This is a genomic window from Limosilactobacillus mucosae (assembly GCF_013423865.1).
GTDB classification, from domain to species: Bacteria; Bacillota; Bacilli; order Lactobacillales; family Lactobacillaceae; genus Limosilactobacillus; species Limosilactobacillus mucosae.
The window spans coordinates 913,576-932,760 of the sequence record NZ_CP058954.1 but is presented as its reverse complement, the minus strand read 5'-3'; the positions used below and the strand labels follow the sequence as shown (position 1 = coordinate 932,760).

15 protein-coding genes and 1 tRNA gene are annotated in these 19,185 nt (G+C 47.6%); 6 read left to right on the top strand and 10 right to left on the bottom strand.

All coding sequences use genetic code 11. The annotated features are described in order from the left end of the window. Nucleotides 1–112: 112 nt before the first annotated feature. Both H0G69_RS04445 and H0G69_RS04440 read right to left on the bottom strand, forming a co-directional pair. Entirely contained in the window at nt 113–1,660 is a 1,548-nt protein-coding gene (locus H0G69_RS04445; protein ID WP_045025355.1) for a YfcC family protein, read from the bottom strand. Nucleotides 1,661–2,051: 391 nt separating this feature from the next. Beyond that, nucleotides 2,052–2,588 (bottom strand): GNAT family N-acetyltransferase, encoded by a 537-nt coding sequence (locus tag H0G69_RS04440; protein WP_180305293.1) that lies wholly within the window; start codon nt 2,586–2,588, stop codon nt 2,052–2,054. Between the two features lie 157 nt (nt 2,589–2,745). Between H0G69_RS04440 and H0G69_RS04435 the strand changes: the two genes are divergently transcribed. Beyond that, nucleotides 2,746–3,789, top strand: a complete 1,044-nt coding sequence (locus tag H0G69_RS04435) for an AAA family ATPase (protein WP_180305292.1) — start codon at nt 2,746–2,748, stop codon at nt 3,787–3,789. Between the two features lie 110 nt (nt 3,790–3,899). Beyond that, a complete protein-coding gene (pdxR, locus tag H0G69_RS04430; RefSeq protein ID WP_180305291.1) occupies nt 3,900–5,324 on the top strand; it encodes a MocR-like pyridoxine biosynthesis transcription factor PdxR in 1,425 nt (474 codons plus the stop codon). A gap of 105 nt (nt 5,325–5,429) precedes the next feature. On the opposite strand, the gene H0G69_RS04425 is transcribed toward pdxR, so the two are convergent. Continuing rightward, entirely contained in the window at nt 5,430–6,209 is a 780-nt protein-coding gene (locus tag H0G69_RS04425; protein ID WP_143113242.1) for a dimethylarginine dimethylaminohydrolase family protein, read from the bottom strand. Nucleotides 6,210–6,291: 82 nt separating this feature from the next. Continuing rightward, on the bottom strand, nt 6,292–6,681 hold the full coding sequence (locus H0G69_RS04420; protein WP_056968560.1) for a hypothetical protein: 390 nt from the start codon (nt 6,679–6,681) through the stop codon (nt 6,292–6,294). A 528-nt stretch (nt 6,682–7,209) separates the two neighbouring features. On the opposite strand from H0G69_RS04420, the gene H0G69_RS04415 reads away from it, so the two are divergent. Both H0G69_RS04415 and H0G69_RS04410 read left to right on the top strand, forming a co-directional pair. Continuing rightward, on the top strand, nt 7,210–7,509 hold the full coding sequence (locus H0G69_RS04415; RefSeq protein ID WP_034539312.1) for a hypothetical protein: 300 nt from the start codon (nt 7,210–7,212) through the stop codon (nt 7,507–7,509). A gap of 120 nt (nt 7,510–7,629) precedes the next feature. After that, complete coding sequence (locus H0G69_RS04410; protein WP_180305290.1) at nt 7,630–8,022, top strand: iron-sulfur cluster biosynthesis family protein; 393 nt, start codon at nt 7,630–7,632, stop codon at nt 8,020–8,022. Here H0G69_RS04410 and H0G69_RS10895 read toward each other — a convergent pair. The 3 genes from H0G69_RS10895 to H0G69_RS04400 form a co-directional block, all read right to left on the bottom strand. Next, the gene (locus H0G69_RS10895; protein ID WP_240164379.1) at nt 8,019–8,600 is read right to left on the bottom strand and encodes a helix-turn-helix domain-containing protein; all 582 of its coding nucleotides are present in this window, start codon (nt 8,598–8,600) and stop codon (nt 8,019–8,021) included. The two genes, H0G69_RS04410 and H0G69_RS10895, sit on opposite strands and share 4 nt — an antisense overlap. Beyond that, entirely contained in the window at nt 8,564–9,013 is a 450-nt protein-coding gene (locus H0G69_RS10890; protein ID WP_205311108.1) for an AraC family transcriptional regulator ligand-binding domain-containing protein, read from the bottom strand. Before H0G69_RS10890 ends, H0G69_RS10895 begins: the two co-directional genes overlap by 37 nt. A 262-nt stretch (nt 9,014–9,275) precedes the next feature. Then, nucleotides 9,276–10,157, bottom strand: a complete 882-nt coding sequence (locus tag H0G69_RS04400) for a 3-hydroxyacyl-CoA dehydrogenase (RefSeq protein WP_180305289.1) — start codon at nt 10,155–10,157, stop codon at nt 9,276–9,278. Between the two features lie 447 nt (nt 10,158–10,604). On the opposite strand from H0G69_RS04400, the gene H0G69_RS04395 reads away from it, so the two are divergent. Further along, nucleotides 10,605–10,677: transfer RNA gene (locus tag H0G69_RS04395), tRNA-Asn, on the top strand. Nucleotides 10,678–10,932: 255 nt separating this feature from the next. Continuing rightward, on the top strand, nt 10,933–14,841 hold the full coding sequence (locus tag H0G69_RS04390) for a putative mucin/carbohydrate-binding domain-containing protein (protein ID WP_180305288.1): 3,909 nt from the start codon (nt 10,933–10,935) through the stop codon (nt 14,839–14,841). 836 nt (nt 14,842–15,677) lie between these two features. On the opposite strand, the gene H0G69_RS04385 is transcribed toward H0G69_RS04390, so the two are convergent. The 3 genes from H0G69_RS04385 to H0G69_RS04375 all read right to left on the bottom strand — a co-directional run bounded on the left by H0G69_RS04385 (nt 15,678) and on the right by H0G69_RS04375 (nt 19,185). After that, nucleotides 15,678–16,967: a hypothetical protein gene (locus tag H0G69_RS04385; RefSeq protein ID WP_180305287.1), complete on the bottom strand. Its 1,290-nt coding sequence runs from the start codon at nt 16,965–16,967 to the stop codon at nt 15,678–15,680. 206 nt (nt 16,968–17,173) lie between these two features. Next, a complete protein-coding gene (locus tag H0G69_RS04380; RefSeq protein WP_045025365.1) occupies nt 17,174–18,352 on the bottom strand; it encodes a pyridoxal phosphate-dependent aminotransferase in 1,179 nt (392 codons plus the stop codon). Between the two features lie 44 nt (nt 18,353–18,396). After that, nucleotides 18,397–19,185 (bottom strand): carbon-nitrogen family hydrolase, encoded by a 789-nt coding sequence (locus H0G69_RS04375; RefSeq protein ID WP_180305286.1) that lies wholly within the window; start codon nt 19,183–19,185, stop codon nt 18,397–18,399.

The following is a 19,185-nucleotide window of genomic DNA, read 5'->3' as shown; positions in this document are numbered from 1 at the left end:
TCGTTAATATATCGACAATGCTATTTTAACTTTTTTTAGACCAGTTTAATACCTGTGCACCAAAAAAAGCCCGACGAAATCGTCAGACTTTTTCAAGCAAATGCAAAATCAATCAGCCGGCAATCAAGACTTCAGTAACCAGCAGCGCGCCACCAAAGACCAGCACGAAGACAACGACTGGCCAGACAAACCGGAGCCAGTGCGAGTACTTCATGTCAAGCATCTGCAAGGTTGCCATTACCAAACCAGTTGGCGCTAAGAACAGCATTGCGTACTGACCAAATTGGTAGGCAGTTACGACAATATAGCGTGGAATGTGTACCGTATCAGCCAACGGAGCCATGATCGGCATTGCTAATACAGCCAGACCGGATGAAGATGGTACGATGAAGCCCAGCACAAAGAAGATCATCATCATCATTAAGATAAAGAAGACCCCGTTCATGTGCGATACCAGCTCGGAAGATACATAGAGAATCGTATCAGAAATGTAGCCATTGTTTAGTACCATATTGATCCCGCGCGCCAGCCCAATAATCAGGGAAACGCCGACCAAGCCGGATGATCCTTTAACAAAGGCATCAACAATCCCAGTCTCGCCAAGACCATCTTTACCAAAACAGTTAATAAACATTAACGTAATGGCAATTGCCAAGAAAGAAGAAGCCATCTGAGGGAAACCCCATCCCTTAGCCATAACGCCCCAGATCATAATTGGAAAGGCGCAGGCAAACATCGTCAGGGTAATCTTTTTCTTAAAGGTAAAAGTCAGGTCCTTTTCCTCGTCAGATACCACTGACCACATCTTGTCAAACTTCTGCTTGTCTTCATATGAGTATGAAAATTCTGGATTAGCCTTAACCTTGCTTGAATACCAATACAGGTACCCGACCAAACAAACTGCCGCCACAATCAGACCGATTACCCGGCCCAGCAGACCTTGAGTAAACGTTGTTCCGGCAGCATTCGAGGCAATTACGACTGAAAACGGATTGATCGTTGAGAAAGTCGTACCTACCGAACTGGCTAAGAAAATTGCCCCGACACAGACAATCGAGTCATACCCCATAGCAATAAAAATCGGCACCAGAATTGGATAAAACGCCACGGCTTCTTCTTCGATTCCGCAAAGCGTACCCCCCAGAACCAGCAAAATGGCAACCAAGAAGACCAGAATAAATTCATGTCCCTTGGTTTTCTTGGTTAGGGACATCAACCCCGATTCAAAGGCCCCGCTTTCTTTAACGACACCAATCAGGCCACCCAGCACAAAAATAAAAATCATAATATCAGTTGCCTGCATCGTTCCTTCAACCATGCTGGTGAAGATCGTGTAAAGCTTGGCTGGGTGCTGCTTAAGACGTCGATAGGTATTGGGAATCGAAACCGGCTTGCTGATGGCGCCCGATGTAAACTGCTTAATATCAATCTTAACGTTTAATCTATCAAGCGTTTTTTGCGTAGCCGGCAGCGTTTTTTTCTGTCCCAATGAGGTCGTTTCTTGAAGATGTCCGCCAGTATACTGCAGCTTAGAATAACTGCCGGCTGGTACGCACCAGGTGAGCATTACGGAAATTACCGTCAAGAAAAACAGGATCGTAAATGCTCCCGGCATCTTCAATTTAAATTTTTTCTTTTTTGGTGTTGCTGCTGTGTCCATTCTTATCCCCCCGAATACATAAATTTTATCAAGCAGCCCGATTTGACAGTTTTTAAGATAAATTTTCCACTGTCGCGTCGATATTATCTCATCACGCCCCTTTGTAAACGATTTCAATAAACATCTAGAGCATACCAGGCTGTTTCAACAATCTTCAAGCTTAATCAAGAATCTTCAGCAAAGAAATTATTTCGCGTTTTAAAACAGTTTAAAGCCAATCGCTCCGTTGTCCTATTCTCAATGTTGATTCGCTCAACTTCAAAAAAACTCAAAAAATTGATCAAAAACGGCTGTCTGCACCGCTAGCGCTAACAATCCTCGCTGCCCGGATCAAACAACTAAAAAGCATCAGCCAATGAATCATCCTGCTGATGCATGGCAAGTTATTAAGTTAGTCAGCATCTATCATTGAGCGGGCATACCAAAAGTCGGTCTGTTGATCTGGTCCAATTGTAAACGTATGCGTGCCAGCCTTTTTAAAACCGTACCGCTCATAAAAATGCCGTGCTCGCTCATTATGTTCCCAAACACCTAGCCAGACCGTTGCGACGCCAGTTTGACGCGCCTCATCCAGTGCTTTTTCCATAAGCTGACTGCCCAGGTGCTGATCCCAGTATTCAGGAAGCAGGTAGATGCGCTGAAGCTGCATCGCATTGTCAAAGAGCTGATCGGTTTGTGCCGCACGCCAATTCAGCTTCATATAGCCAATCGGTCTGCCATCAAGTTTCAAAAAATAGGTCCGACTGTCGGGATTACTGAGCTCGGTGCGCAAAATCGTTAAGGCATATGCCTCATCAGTATATGCTTTAACGGCTTGGGGTTCATGGTATGGTCCAAACATGGCAGTAAATGATTTGGTGGCAATTTTTTGAAGCGTGATCACGTCTTTTTCATTGTCGGCTGCTACTGGAATGATTTTTGTTTTCATAATCGGTATTCCTTCCAAAGATTTAAAATACACGCTCTCATTGTATGCGCTTTCTAAATCTTTGACAATCTGCAACCGATTAGGCCAACCGTACCTTGTCTTACCCTGGCCAGCACGCTAAAATAAAGGCAAACTTCAGTCGAAATGAGGGATAAACATGATCAATCCATTTAACCCAGGCTTTGGCAATATCTCACCCAGCTGTATCAAACGGCCAGCCATGCAGCAAAAACTGCTTGATCAAGCCGATCAGCTGCAGCAAGGATTTCGCTCAATCTTCATCGATGGTCCGCGTGGCTGTGGTAAAACCGTTTTTTTAAATGATCTTGGCGATGCAATGCTGGATCGTGATGGCTGGATCACGGTTGATCTAGAGCTGCACGATGATTTTTTAAGCACACTGGTCGGGGCAATCTATTATCAAGCCAGTGCCGCCATTACCAAGGAACTGGACGTCCTGGACTACGATACTCCCAGCGAGATGTTCATTCAATACGTTGAAACGCTTACCAAGTATCAGCAGCGCCTTTTTATCACCGTTGATGAAGCCAATCAGCCAACCGAATCACTGCTCACTCTGCTTCAGCTATGCCAGCAGCTGGGCAATCACGGTAATTCGATCATGGTCGTGCTGGCCGGAATCACCAGCCGGATGCCGCAGTTTTTAGGCGATGACAACTTTGCCGCGCTGGTTCAAAAAAGCAGGCGGCTGACCTTGCCCATGCTTGATCTGGATACGGTGGCCAATCAATATCAGCAGATTTTTACCGAGGCCCATCGCGTCATTGAACCTGAAGTCCTGCCAAACATAGCGGCAGCAACTGGCGGCTATGCCTACGCGTTTCAGATTCTTGGCTCGCTGCTGTGGGAGTCTGGTGTTAAAAAAATCAATCCGGCTGCGTTTGAAAAAATTATGCCCGACTATCAACAACAGCTATTCAGCAATGCCTACCTACCGATCGTTGATGAACTGACAACCGGTGATCGTGAGGTAATCGAGATTCTGGCCCATGAGATCAGCAGCGTCGTTGATGAAGGCTTTTTAAAAGAGCAGATTGACGATACCAGCACAGCCGCACCAGTCTGCCTGCAGCATCTGATTGAAAACCAGATCGTCAGTCTTCCCCAGCCAGGCCAGGTCGCGTTTGCGCTGCCATACTTTCGGGAATTTGCCATTAAAAACGAGGCACGTATTGCTTAAACGGCGCTTAATGTCAAATTCCGCTATCCAGCCAGGCTAGCCAGCGATGACAGTAAGCCATGAATACTTTTGACGGGACTGAAACAACGACACGGAAAAGAGGATCCTTATTGAATGCAGATCAATTAAGCGCGGCTAATAACATCAGACTGAATCGTCAGGCCAAAGAACCGCTCTATGCTCAGCTTTATGATGCACTGCGCAGCCGGATTGTCAATGGTCAGCTGGCTCCCGATCGTCGTCTTCCGGCGGTTCGAGTTTTGGCTAAGGCGCTAGGAATCAACCCTGGGACAGTCGTCAGTGCCTATCGTGAACTGGAGAAAAATGGCTATATCATCAGCCGGCGTGGTTCTGGCAGCTTTGTTCAGGAAGGCATGGCGGATTCGTTACCCGGCCAAGCTCAGATTCCATATCTGTCGCATTTTCCGGCTGACCGTTCTGACCAGCCGCTGATCGACTTTGCCAGCTACTCGCTCAACCCCGACCGTTTCTCAACGACGGCCTTTAAGCAGGCGGTCAACTACATCCTGGATCGCGATGGCGGACACGCTTTTGTAATCGAAGACGAGATGGGCTATTATCCCCTGCGCGAATCGCTGGCTGCCGAACTGGCCCAGCGCTGGATTAAAACCACGCCCCAAAATATTCAGATTACCTCAGGATCACAGCAGGCGATTGATATCTGTGCGCGCGCGCTGATCAGACAGGGCGACTGCGTGATGGTCCAAAATCCTACCTATCCCGGGGCCGTGGATGCTTTTAAGGCTTGCGGCGCCAAAGTAATTGGTCTGAATTTTGATCATGGCACGCTGATTGACGAACTGGAAAAAATGCTTAAAATCATCCAGCCTAAGATTCTCTATCTCATGCCCAACCTGCAAAACCCCACCACAAACTCGTTGAGCCGCTTAGAAAAAGCTCGCATCATCGGACTGGCTCATCGTCATAATTTTTGGATTATTGAAGACGATTATGGCTCTGGCTTGGCGTATGACAGTAATACGCTTCATACCATGAAAGAACACGATCCCGATGACCGCATCATCTATGTCCGCAGTCTTTCACAGATTTTCGCCTCGGGGATGCGGCTGGGCTATCTGGTATCGCCGACTCGACTGATCGAAAGCTTTGCCGGCGTTAAGCGGATTGCCGATATCTCAACTTCGGGACTGTCCCAGCGCATCTTTGACTATTACCTGCGAAACCGACTCTGGCGCAAGCACCTTACCGGCCTAAAACTGGCCTATCATCAGCAGTATCAGGCAGCCGGCAAACTCTTGGCTGAATCATTTGGTGATCGTTTAAGCTGGCAGCCGGCTGATGGTGCCGTGTGGTTCTGGCTACAGCTCAATCTGCCCATGACGGCAGCTGAATTCTGCACGGCCGCGCAAAATTCAGGCGTCTTGATTGAAAATGGCGACCGCTACTACATTCATGCCGCCCCGCATAACCGGATTCGCCTGTCCTTGGCTCCAGTTAAAGAAGCCGATATTGCCGTGGGGATCAAGCGGCTGGCTGAACTTGTATCCCAATAAGTCATTTCAAAAATAAAACAGCGCCGAATCAGTGATCACGCGCTGTTTTTTTATAGTCAATAAATTCTCGGTCGTCGTGGCAGGAACCGCGGCGGCCTTTAACGGTTAGCTAAACCGCAGTGACAGGCAGGTCAGGCCCCCATCGATCTTGGCAAATTCTGACATGTCGGTCTCGTAAACCTTAAAGCCGTTTTCAACCAACAATTGATGGACGCCAGGGAAACCAGCCGGCATTATCACGCCATTGCCAGTGTTGATACAGTTGACCGCGTAGTCTTCACCAACCGGTACCTTAAGCTGATCAAAATCCTTAAAGTAGGGACTATCAATATATTCACCAGCTACCAGCAGCTTGTTGTCACCCATATAAGTCGTGCCGGTCTTTAGATGCAGAACCTGTTCAACCGGTACCGCCTTGACCGTCTTGCCAAAACGCGCGGCAATCTTAGCAAACTGATCAATGCCGGCTTGATTGGTCCGTGCCGAAAGCCCCACATAGATCAGATCATCGTCAACTGGCATGACATCCCCGCCTTCCAGAGTTCCTGGAGCAGTAATCTCAAAAATCTGGTCATGCTCAAAGAACTGATCAAGGACTGGGCGGATGAATTCACGTTCTTTTTGTCGCGTACTGCGGGCTGGATTGGTAACGACCGCAAAATCATCAAAGACAACGGCCGGATCCTCAACGAAACATGAGTCCGGAAACTGCTCTAATGGCTCGAGAACCGTGACCGCGATCCCCAGCTTTTTGAGCAGCTCAACATAGGCATGGTGTTCAGCCACTGCCTTTTCATAGCTTGGCTTGCCAGCATCAGCATAGTCGTCAATTCCATCCACGACTGACTTGCCTGGCGTTCTGACAATTGCCTTATCAAATAGCATGATCATTCCTTCTTTCCAAATAATGCAATGCGTTCGATAAGCCAAGTATATCTTTTCAAAGAAACGCTTTCAAGTTTGTTTTCTACCGAATCTTATGCGGAATTGACAGGCCATAATACTGATGCATCGCCATTTGATCAGCCTGCTTGATTTTTTGATGCTTGATTCGCGTCGCCGCTTCTTCATAAGAGCAGCCCAGCAGCTGAACGGTTTCGATTAAGGCATCCAGATCCTCGCTGCCCAGTCTGATCGTGGCCAGCGGTGCTTCTTCCAGCCGATATTCGTTAAACGCCGTCCCATTGGCCTGTGCCAAAGCCTCAGCAATCCGGTTGACCTTTTTTAACAGCTGCCGTCCAACTGCTTCACTAACGATCAGCGCCTGCTTTTGATCAACTGTTCTTAAAATATGGTCATCAATAGTCAAATAACGATGACTGATTGAATTAATCAGCCTAAATTGACGCTTACTCACGATATCCCTCTTTTGATGCCACCTGCTGAACAAACGTCGCTGTCAGATCAATTGCAGCCGGTTGGCGAGTTTTCATGAAAATATCATAAGCAAACACGTTGTGCAAATTCGATTTTGATTGCTTTAATCAAACCAGCTGCGGCTGATATTTTTGGATCCGTATCCAAGTTTTAGATAATGAGCGTTTCTGGCTAAGTCATTTAAAAATTGACTATTTTATTATCACCTGTCCCAGCCGCTTTTCGTTTCAGCAATCAATTTACTTATGAAGTTTTTTTCAGATATCATTGTTTTTTCAGCTCGGCACTGTCTATTTATTCCCGTCAACAATCCTTGTCAACTGTCATTTTGCCCTAGTCAGCCATTATCTTTTGTCGATTCTGCTAATTATCGATTAGTGATCTTTGTCAGACCCGAACTTCATGATTTCTTCAAATTTGTGGTTTAGGGCATTTTCTGCTAAGATAGCGGCAAAATCTTTCAAGGAAAGGACCACCATGCTCAGGCGTGGCTCAAACCTATTTTTAAATGAAGTCGTCATCTACTATTATTTTGTCTTACGTCCTTTGCATCGCGACGCTTGTCTTAGCGAGTGCCATTATCTTTTTTGTCCGCCGCCAGCTGCCTGCCCGCAGTCTAAAGCACTGTCAAAAACTGGTCGATCATGAGCGGGCACTGCTCACGATGGGATTTGTGGCCTTTGCTGCCAGCTTGGGACTGTTTTTTATCAATTATACCTGTGCACTGTTGGCCAACGTTTTTTCAGAAGGTTTTATGATTCTGGCATTAATGACCACGATCTTAATTACGATTCGCAGCTCGTTTTAAAAAAAGCCCTCGTTCCGTTATTTTGGAACGGGGACTTTTTAACTGCCGCTGAGCATTAAAATTTACACTTACTAAAAATAAGTATAAACTGATAAAAAAATCAAAAGCGAGGTTCTAATCATGAAACTTACCTTTACTCCTCAAGCTCAGCAGCGACTGCAAAAATACCTGCAGCCTGATTCCAAACTGATTCTGGACTTTGATGATGGCGTCGGTCCATTTTCCAAGCTAGGCAACTGCTCTTTGGATGCCAATTTCAAGTTGATCATTGTAAGCAAAGACGCCAAGCTTCCTGACTTTAACGCCCAACTCGACTCAAACCTAGGGCCGATCTGGTATAAGGATTACACAGCATCGCAACTGGATGAAAAAATGGAAGTCCGTTTCAACCAAACTTATTTCACGATGCCTTTGGTCAGTGAGCAGCGCACGATGACGGACAACCTGGAGTTTTTGGATCTGCAGGAAGGCTTTCGTACTGAATCAGCATTTAATGGCGCCCACGACTGCTAGCTGCGATTTGCTTTCGACTGATTCTGGTGCTGACGACGATACTCCGAGACGCTTTTGCCGGTCCACAGTGAAAAGGCTCTTAAAAATGAGTTCAGTTCCTGATAGCCAAGCAGAAACGCAATCTCGTTCGTGGTAATGTCAGTATTGATTAAATAATGAACGGCTAAGCTTTCTCGCGTACTGTTAAGCTGTTTTTGGAAAGTCGTCTTTTCTTCTTTGAGCTTGCGCTGCAGAGTTCTTTTGGAGATTCCCAGCTCACGGGCAACGTCATCAATCGTCGTTTCGCCGCTTGGCAACAGTTCAGCTAAAGCACTGCGCACCCGTGACGAGGTAGAGTCATCAATTTCAAGGTCGGCCAGGCGTTTGGTCAGCTCCGGCTCAAAATAGTTCCACATCGCGGCATTATAGCTGACAAACGGCCACTGCAGGTCTGCTTTGGAAAAACTGATCTGATTGATGCTGCCTGATTCAAGCTTGATTCCTGCCAACTCAGCCAAGGCAGAATCAGGTTTAGCTGCATTCAAGACTACTTTGACCGGCGTTACTTCCTGCTTTGTCGCGCGCCTAAAAAGGCCCATTCCGCGACCGCTAAAAACGCGGGAATCTTTAAGCTGGCATCCCCGGGCAGCAGCTCAACCGTAACTTGATCGGCTGATGACGTGATCTGATAAGTCATCGGGCCGATCAATTTTTTATATTCAGCCAGCCTTTTAATGCACTGCTCGCCATTATGACTGCAGTAGGCGGCAAAAATCGGTGGTGAAAAAGTCTCGATCTGGTCTGCCGTCGCCATCTTTACCGCCAGATCGTCCATCGTCTTTAATTCATCAATTGCCTGCATAAAGCGATAGTACTGTTCCTCTTTCATGGTGATCCGGTCATGATTCAAAGTGTCTGCCGGCAGCTCTGCCTGGCGCAAAACGGCCTGAGGATCCAAGCCATAGTGCCGTAAGAGATCATCATAGCGGCCATCAATCAAAAAATAGTTCATTTAAATTCCCGCCTTTGCTTAACGTTTAGTGAATGACTATATGATACACGCCTACTCTGTCATAATAAACATCGAAACGCGTCATCTATTTATCAATTCGTGCCACTTTTGATTAAATTTTCTGACAGCTACCACCCACTTACCAATCAGAGCTCCGAGCCAACCACCATCGACTAAAGTCACGAGATTTCCGGCTAGCAATAATTAAAACAGCGCGGCATCAAGCTTTAAAAGACCTGGTATCGCGCTGTTTTTTGCAGGTTTATTCTTTTAAGAAGTTGGGATCTTCATAAGCCGGGTGCGGGTAGGTGTAAAATCCTTCACCGGCTTCAACGCCATAGTGACCGGCATCGATCATGGCCTTAAGCTTGTCGGCAATTACCTTTTGCTCTGGCGTATCAGCATGGGAGCTGAAAATTGCCCAAACCGTCCGCAGACCAATCACGTCCATCGACATAAACGGCCCCATTGGCGAACCAGTTGAATTCATCCAGTCCTTGTCAATCGTGATCGGATCAGCCACGCCCTTTCCCCAAAGGCCCAATGCTGCGTTTAAGAATGGTACGGACAGCGCGTTCATGATGTAGCCATGCTGTTCCTTTTTCAAAACGATCGGCAGCATCTTGATTCCCTTGGCAAAAGCCACGACTTCTTGAATTACCGCCGGATCGGTCTTGGCATTGCCAACGATCTCAGCCGTATTGAAGACCCAGATATGGTTGGCAAAGTGCAGATGCAGGAACTTTGTCGGCCGATCAACCAGTTGAACCAGCTGACTTGGCACATAAGTCGATGAGTTGCTGGCAATAATCGCTTCTTTTGGCAGGACCGAGCAGAGCTGCGCGTAGAAATCCTTTTTCATGTCCAGATTTTCTGGTACGGCTTCAATTACCAGATCGGCATCCTTAAATGACGTTTCCCAATCATTGGTAATCGAAACGATATTTTTCAAGCCGGCGTCAAACTGTTCGTCGGTCAGCTTTAGGTCATGCTTATAAAATGGCCGCAGCGCCGCAATTCGTTTTTCGGCCCGTTCTGGATGCGGATTCCAGATGCGAACCTGATAGCCGCACAGCGCACTTTGATAGGCAATCTGACTGCCCAGCGTTCCGGCACCGGCAATCGTTACGTTTTTAATTGACATAATTAACAACCTCGCCTTCTTTTGATAGTTCAAAATGTATTTTTATTATAAACCTACTTGTGAATTTTTGAAAGCGTTTCAAACGATACAAAATGTTGATAATCGATTGACATTGTTGACTTTTTACTAATAATTCAAGTTGACAAAGCTTGTGAAGAATGATTACTTTTGATGCTGACACCGACCTGCAGCTCGATGATCAGTTTTTTTCCTGGTACCCAGCATGATAGCTGTCCGCTTTAGTTATGCGGTCTGCTTAACATCCTTGACATTGGTGCGTGCCTGTCAGTTGAAACGTTTGCGGTTGCTGCACTGTCAAGCAATGTTAACAGCACTGGTTAGTCGGATTTAATTATCCTTTTAAAAAATTTTTGACTTTTTTCTGATTTTTACTGGCATTTTCTAAATTATGTGTTAATATAATTAAGTACTTATTTGTTAAGTCATTCCGGCATAGCTCAGTTGGTAGAGCACCTGACTGTTAATCAGGTTGTCGTCAGTTCGAGTCTGACTGCCGGAGTAATTAAAAACAGCAGTGTCTGAAGCGGCACTGCTGTTTTTTTGTATCAACTATCAGCGGACTGGCGGCAAATGATCATTAGCCAACTAAGTGTTCGTTTAATAACCTTCTAATGCAACTTCTTGGTTTTGGCCATTTCGTTGGGAATCGGCTCCTTTTGTAATGTATAATCAATGCTGAATTCATTAGGGTTTCCTAATGCTCAGTGCCGCATTCAAAATTCAGTATTCTAATAATATTAAGGGGAAAAATTCAATGCAGACACCAAGATTGCCAAAATACTTAATGCTGTCCAGTTTTGCACTTTTAACGGCAACCACCAGTCTGATTTTCAACGATCATGAAATCAAGGCTGATACTGCTGAAAATACGGCAGCTACCGCCGTGAGCACAACCGTCAGCAATACCGTTGTCTTAAACAGCACTGCACAAACGGACATCGCAAGCAGCGCGGTCGCCGATGATACCGCTAGCCTCAGCGACTCCGCCTCGTCAGCAGCCGGCGAGCAGCGCGCCAGTTCTTCAGCCGACGTCTTGACTGAGGTCACGACACCGGATACCGGCAACGTAACCCAGTCCGATGCCAGCTGGACGTTAAAGGGGCTTGGCAACTACACTTTTGCTCAGGTCGATTACTACAACTCCAATCAGACTGCCCAGCCGGCTGGTCAATTATCAATCAATGCCAGCGGTCAGCCGCACAGCTACTTTCCAAACGCTCAATATGCTCGCATTACGGTCAGTCGCGGCTCAGAAACGCTTTTTGATCAAACCTTTATCGGCGATCAGAACTATCGATTCAAGCAGACACTGCAGCTTCAGGCCGGCGATATCTTAAGCATTGAGCATGCCGAAGCCAAGACGCGCTACACTACCAATAACGATGCCACGATGAAGACCTCGGCTTTGGGTGATTTGAGCCGCTTCGTTTTCGTCGTGGCTAATAATCTTTCGTTAAAAAACATCAGCGACTATGCCTATCTGGATGTCAAAACCAAACAGCTGATTGATAATGGCGCGCTGGCTTTTGGCGCATCGGCCAGCGATGTTGCGACCCTGCAGAATCAGCTTGATAACCAGCAGGCTGATTTGACGACCGAACAAAGAGCACTGCTGCAGACACGCCTGGATCAAGCTAAAGCACTGCTTGCCAACACCACCAACAGCATTAACGTTGGCCAGACCATGACCTACCAAGGCTTCGTATTGTCGCCTGATGCCAGCATTACGCAGACCAACAAGGAAGGCCGCTATATGGGAACCTACCATGATCGGCAGTCATTAGGCATGGTACTGTCGGATGGCGCTACGCTCAAGATCCGGCGCATTAACAACGGCTACTCGGGCAGCGTTTCAATTCAGCTGATTGGCGATTCTTCTAAAAAGATCGTGACGCAATCGATAGGTACCGACTGGGTCGAGATTACGGCCAATGGCGATGCCGCGGTTTTCCTGCGTACACCTGAAAACGCGCAGACGACCGGACCGCTGTTGGAATATGAGCTGGTTTCCGGAACGGCCAAGGAACTGCCCGTCTTTACTGCTGACAGTGACCAGGCTGCCGTCTTAAAGCAATGGGACCAGAGCAAAGCCGCTTTTGCCTTGATGGATGCCAACAACATTGAGATTCTGATTCCTTATCAAGATATCAAAACGGTTAAAAATACCGATATGAACAGTCTGATTGATCAGTACGACAATCAGGTCTTCAAGCTTTATGATGAACTGACCGGCATCCCAACCAATACCGTTCGTGATCAGCCGGTCAAGGGACGCTATTTTGCCTTTGCCGATCAAGATGGAATCGGTGCTGCCTACTGGTCGGTCAACTACACGGCCGCCAACAGCAGCTCAATTGCTTCTTATCTAACGATCAACTGGCTGCCGCTGCATGAAATCGGCCACGGCTATGAAGTCCCAGCCAGTGATATGTACATCATCGACTCATTCAACAACATTTACGGTACGCTTTATCAAAGTCAATTCAACAGCAACTTCACTACTGGCAGCTGGATCTTCGGGACTTCCAAAGACAGCATCGTGCAAAGCGTGGTGGATTCAGTCCTGACCAAAAAGCAAAGCTGGGCGGATCTCGGCTATCGAGAACGACTCGTACTGTGGATGAATCTAGCCTACAACCTAGAAGGCACGGACGCGTTCAAGTACTTCAACATTGATCATCGCGCCAATGCCATTGCCGGAAAGACGGTTAACCAGATCGGCAAGGACTGGATCAGCGTCTATGCTCAGCACTATCAGCTTAACGTGACGCCTTTCTTTGCAACGATGGGCGTAAGCGTTGATGACGTAACGGCGCTCAATTCATTGAACTACCCCGCCGTAGCCATGCTTACTCAAGTCGTACCGGACGATCAATTGACGACGGTCATGCAAAAGCTGGGCTGGGATCAGGATTTTCTAAAGTCTAAGGTCGCCCTGATTACCAATGAGCAACTCGCACAAACCGGCCTGACCAGCCACATTATCTTAAATCTAAGCAATGCCGACAAGCTGATTGGCTCTTCCATCAAGCTGATGAACGGTACGCAGACGATCGCGACGATTCCAGTCACTTCAAATACGGTTGATCTGGGAACGCTGGCCAACGGAATCTATACACTGACTACTGACAATCCAAACGTCAAGCTGACTGATCAGTACCTCTACGTTAAAGAAGATGCGACGGTCAATGAAACCGTTGCATCATCCAGCCAGATTCTGCCAAGCATTGCCAGTCTGTTTACCGATGATACCTACCAAAAACTGGCCGATACTGCCACGGTTGAGCTGATCAACAATGCGCGCAGCATGCTTGACGACCTGCAAAACGAGACGATCAAAAACGCCAACGAGCAGCTTTTGGAGCGCGCGGACGGCCTGATCGGTCAATGGGAGTTTAACGGCTACGGCGGCTCATTTGCCTCCTATCGCTATTTGAATAACGATGGCACGCTTTTGGCAACCTTTACCAATCGCCAGCCAAATACCAACTATGGCGCTAATACCTACGTTACGGTGACCGTGACTGACGCCAATGGCAATCAAACCTACCAAAAGATCTTCTATGGCAACGTTGCTGAAACTGCCGGTACGACTGCAATCAAGCTTAATGCCGGCGATATCTTAACGTTTGACACTCATGACGGCATGCAGCTGGTCGCGCCGGAAAGTCTTAAAGGCAGCAATTCGCGCAAATTCGTCTATGAGGTTACCAAGAATCTGCATCTGCGGCTGGCCGGTACCAATTCCCAACCGATCATCACCGCTCCAGCTACAGTCACTATCAAACAAGGGGGCACGTTTGACCCGTTGGCAGACGTTATGGCAACCGATGCTGATGATGGTACGATTACGCTGACTGCTGCCAACGTAGCCGGCACGGTAGACGTCAATACGCCTGGCACCTACTCCATTACCTATACCGTTACCGACAGCGATGGTGCAATCAGTGAGCCGGTCACGACCATCGTCACGGTTGAAGCAGTTAAGACTCAAATTACAATCAATTATGTTGCTGATGATCAAAACGAGACTCAAGTTGCCAGCCAAACCTTAACTGGTGATATGGGTACTACGCAGTCCTACACGATCAGCATTCCAGAAAACTATGAACTGGTCGGAAGCGATCTGCCGGCGGACGGCTTACTGACCTTTAATAAGCAGCCGACTACCTACACCGTACATCTAAAGACCGCGGTGAAGGCATCTGATACGCCTGCTGATCCTGGCTCCAATACCACGAGCGATTCTGATTCGCAAAGTGCTGCTCTCCCTAACGATACTCCGGCTGATTCAAACGGTTCGGCCGCTGACAAGCCAAGCGTGCCTGATTTCAGCAGTTCAGTCGCCGATACGCCTGCTCTCCCTGGCGATACTCCGGCTGATTCAAACAATTCGGCCGCTGACAAGCCAAGCGTGCCTGATTCCGGCAGTTCAGTCGCCGATACGCCATCCCCATTGGTTATTGCCGACAATTCAACTAACCCAACCGTTGCTATTGATCAAACATCCGAAGCCAGCACCTCAAACCGACCAGCTAACCAAGCCACCGCTAATCAGCAGCTGCCACAGACCGGTAATAAGAATTCGGCTCTGCTCGGTTTAGGACTCTCTGCTTTAGCTGCTATGTTGGGAATTGGTGGCAAACGATTGAAACGGGATTAAAAACATTAATAATCCAACTCGATACGGGTATTTATTGATGATTTTGAGACCTAACTATGGCATTCTGAAGTCAGTGTGATATAATGCAAACATAAATCATGACGAACGCACCTCGTCTGGTTTGGGCATGGAACGATTGCCTGCTGATGCAGACAACAACGCGACGATTGGTTGACAACCCCTGTGATGGCTGTGAGTGGACAGCTGCATTCAACCAATCCTCCCCATAATAAAAAGTCGCGCAATCCATTGTCAAAATTATCAGGACCCCCCCTGGTATGAGAAAGAGCCGCTAAGAAACTCCCCTGTTTCTTAGCGGCTCTTTTGTTAATCATGAATTACGGCTTTAATATCGTCGTAATCAAAGTTATCAGCAGGCATTATACAAAAAATCCTGTATAACACATATGATAAAAGGGTGTGTCAATAGTTTTATGTAAAAAGGAATCTTCCCGTGCGGATAAGGAAGCCTGGTTTTCAAAACATTGATAGGCTGCTGTTGCAACGCAAGAGAATTTTCGTTCAATGCTCCTCGGCCGCGTTGCCATAAAATCCTGCTAAGCACTGATTACGGTAACGATTAAAAAAAACTGCAACCAGATTAGCCTTGCATTGAATCAACGCCGCTAGCCATGAGTAACGTTCCCTCTCAAAAGCAGTATTCGGACCAGCTCTTTAAGTCATGATCATTGACCATCCCTAATGCTGCCCAGCATCAGTCAAACGTCATGGCAACAACCGATGTATTTAGTCGTCTCAATCTTGACTGCTTTTCACCAGCTTAAATCAATCACCTCTCTGCCGCATCGATTTTGAGGCAGAGGGGATTGATTTTATCAGTCATCATGATCATCAGTAAGCAGCCGTGCCAGTTTTCGAGCCAGATTCTGCCGCTGCAAGGGCGTCATCTTAGCCAGCAGCTTATCAATCAGTGCCGGCGTCTGATTAAAAACGTCGGCCAGCGCATCAACCAACCGCTCATCATCGGCCAGCGCCATCAATTCCTGTACCAGCGTATCCACCTGACTGCCGGCAATCTCTTGACGGCTCACTGGTGCATCGTCTTTAGCTTCCAATTGGGCCTGGGCTGCAGCTGCCTTAAAAAAAGCCCTTACCCGATCGCCGCCGTCACGAACCGCTTGACGATACAGATCCTCATCCAGCGTGGAATAGACGCCTGCCACTTTAATGAACGCCCCAAACGCCAGCATGGCATCAATTACCAGCTGCACGTTCTCGGCTTTGACCTGCCCATGCTCTAACAGCCATTCAAACAGATAGGCCGTGGGGGCGGTCAAGTCGCTGGTCAGGGTTTCTGGATGGCTGGCAATCAGATAGCGATTCAGATAAACATCAGCCAAACGCAGATACTGCTGCATCCTGGTATCGTCAACCATTTCCGTCTGTTCCAGGTAGTCATGATAGCGCCGTAAAAAGACATCATTGACCTGGCGCATTTCCCGTACGATCGCGGCATACCCCGTCCAAGCAGGCGTTTTTTGAATCTGATCATCCCATTGATGGAACAAGCGATAATCAAACTCCCATGCCGATTTTTCTGCCATACTGCCTTTTCTTTGAGCCGGCAGACGCCATTCTTGGTTGATCTGATCTTTAAAACGAACAGCTGGTGCGATTTTAGGTTCTCTTAGATCGCAAAAGACCTTCGTACTGCTGCCCAGCGTTAAGGAAAGAATCCCCAATTGATTGAGCAGCTGGTCATCATCCAGTCTTTCAACGTCAATCTTGGCCAGCTCGGGCGCGTATGCACGAAAAGCTTTTTCAACCAGGAAGTCGGCGGTCATGTTTTGATAGCTGACCTCACCGTGCGCAATGCAGTTGACGTATTCAGTAAGCTTGATGGAACTGATTCCCATCCCAGCCATTACAAACATTAAAACCTGTCTTAAAACCGAAACGGGACTGACTTTTAGAAACTCGGCACCCGGCAGCACGATTGGCATCTGCGTATTGCGGTTGATACACAGCAGCATGCCATAATCCTGCATGGCTACCTCACGAATGATCCAGTCGCATAATGACGTTTCTGGAACGTATTGCGGCTTTGGAGCACTAATCAGCGTCTTTTTAAATGCAGGGGTGAGTCTTTTGCTGACAATTAGCATTTGTTAACACCACCTCTTGTTTGATTTATCAAGATATTACTACCTATTAAGGATAACGCAATTCAGGAAACATTTTCAACCGCTTTCAGCAAAATCTGTCGTATATTCTGGTAAAAGAAAGACAAAATCTGCTTTTAAGCCATTTTTCATTCCAACAAAAAAAGCATCAGCAGTTTCAGCTGATGCTTTTGAATGTTGACGGTTGGCTAATTAAACAAATGCAGCTTCTCGATTCGCTCAACGGCTTCAACCAGGCGCTTAGGCTTAATCAACAGACCAATCCGGACATATCCTTCGCCATGCTCACCAAAGCCATTGCCCGGTGCTACCGCCACGCCTGCCTTATCCAACAACAGATCGGCAAACGTCTCACTGGTAAAGCCTTTTGGCACCGGCATCCATGCATAGAAGGTTCCCTTTGGCACATAGGCATGCCAGCCGATCTTTTCAGCTGCTTGAACGAAGGCATTGCGCCGTTTTTCGTAGCGGTGCACGATCTTTTTAATCTCGGCATCACGCTCCGGCTTCTTTAAGGCATCGATCGCAGCATACTGCAGGGCCGGGAATAGGCTGACAAACAGGTGATCCTGAATCAGGTTCAACGCATGAATGATATCTGCATTGCCCACTGCAAACGCGATTCGCCACCCGGCCATGTTAAACGTCTTGGAGTAGGTATAGAATTCAACACCGACTTCCTTGGCACCAGGCGTCTCCATAAAACTGACCGGTGCCTGATCATCAAAGCCCAGCGCACCATAGGCAAAATCGCTGATAATGCCAACGTGATACTTCTTAGCCCATTCAACCAGCTTGACGTAAAATTCCTTGGTTGCCACGGCGCCGGTTGGGTTGTTGGGATAGTTCAGATACATAAACTTTGCCCGCTGTGCCGTGGCTTCTGGAATCTTATCCAGGTCCGGCAAAAAGTCATTTTCAGCCAGCAATGGGAAGGTTTCAAACTTAACCTCGCCTAAAGCCGCTCCCGACCAGTAGTCAGGATAGCCGGGATCAGGCAAGAGCAGCGTGTCGCCTGGATTCATCAGCGCCCATGGCAGTTCAACCAATCCAATCTTAGAGCCGCCTAGAATCGCAACCTCGGTATTGGGATCAAGATGCGCACCATATTTTTCTTGATAAAAATCAGCTGCAGCCTGCTTAAACTCTGGCAGCCCTTGAAACGGCGAATACTTGTGCGTCTTCGGATCTGCCACCCACTTTTGGGTACTCTTGACGATATATTCTGGCGTTGGCTTATCTGGATTGCCCTGTCCCAGGTTGATGACGTCCACGCCTTCTGCTACCTTGGCATTTACTTTGGCAACCAGATTGGCAAAGAACTGTTTTGGCAGCGTGTCCAGTAGTTTTGATTGTTGAAATTCCATTATGATCTTCCTTTCAAAGTTTAGTCATGTCAATACGGCAAGATTTAGTCATACAGATCTGGACGCCGATCCTTAAATACCGGAATCGGACCACGCACCGTCTTTAATTCGTCCAGATCCAGCTCAGCAAGCGTTAGGCCTGCTTTTTCACCTGCATCGGCAATCACGTTCCCCAACGGATCAACGACCAGCGAGTGCCCATTGTAGCTGTTTTCGTCGTCATGACCAACGCGATTGACCGCAACGACAAAAGCCTGATTCTCAATTGCGCGGGCCTTGACCAGTGCCTCCCACTGTTCAATCCGCGGCGTCGGCCATTCAGCTACGACATAGATTACATCGGCACCCTGTTTGGCTACCGTCCGAAACCATTCTGGAAACCGCAGATCATAGCAGATGAAACTGGCACTCTTGACGCCTTTTAGTTCAAAAAAGCTGCCTTGACTGCCTGCTTGAATGAATTCGTCTTCATGCATCAGACCAAACAGGTGCACCTTGTCATAGCTGCCGGTTAGGTTCCCGTTTTGATCATAGATATAGGTCGTATTGTAGTATTGACCGCCAGCACGCACGGTTGCCACGGATCCACCCACGATGGCAATCTGATTTTCCTTAGCGGCACGAGAAAGCGTCTGCTTGGTTCGCCAGCCATCCTGATCAGCCAGCCGTGCCAATTCAGTCAAGGCATAGCCGGTATTCCACATTTCAGGAAATACCACCACGTCTGCGCCTGCTTTAGCCGCGTCTTTGACTGCCTGCGTAACCGTCTGATAGTTGCGGTCAGGTTCGCCCAATGCAATATCGATCTGGGCAACAGCTACCTTGAACGTCAT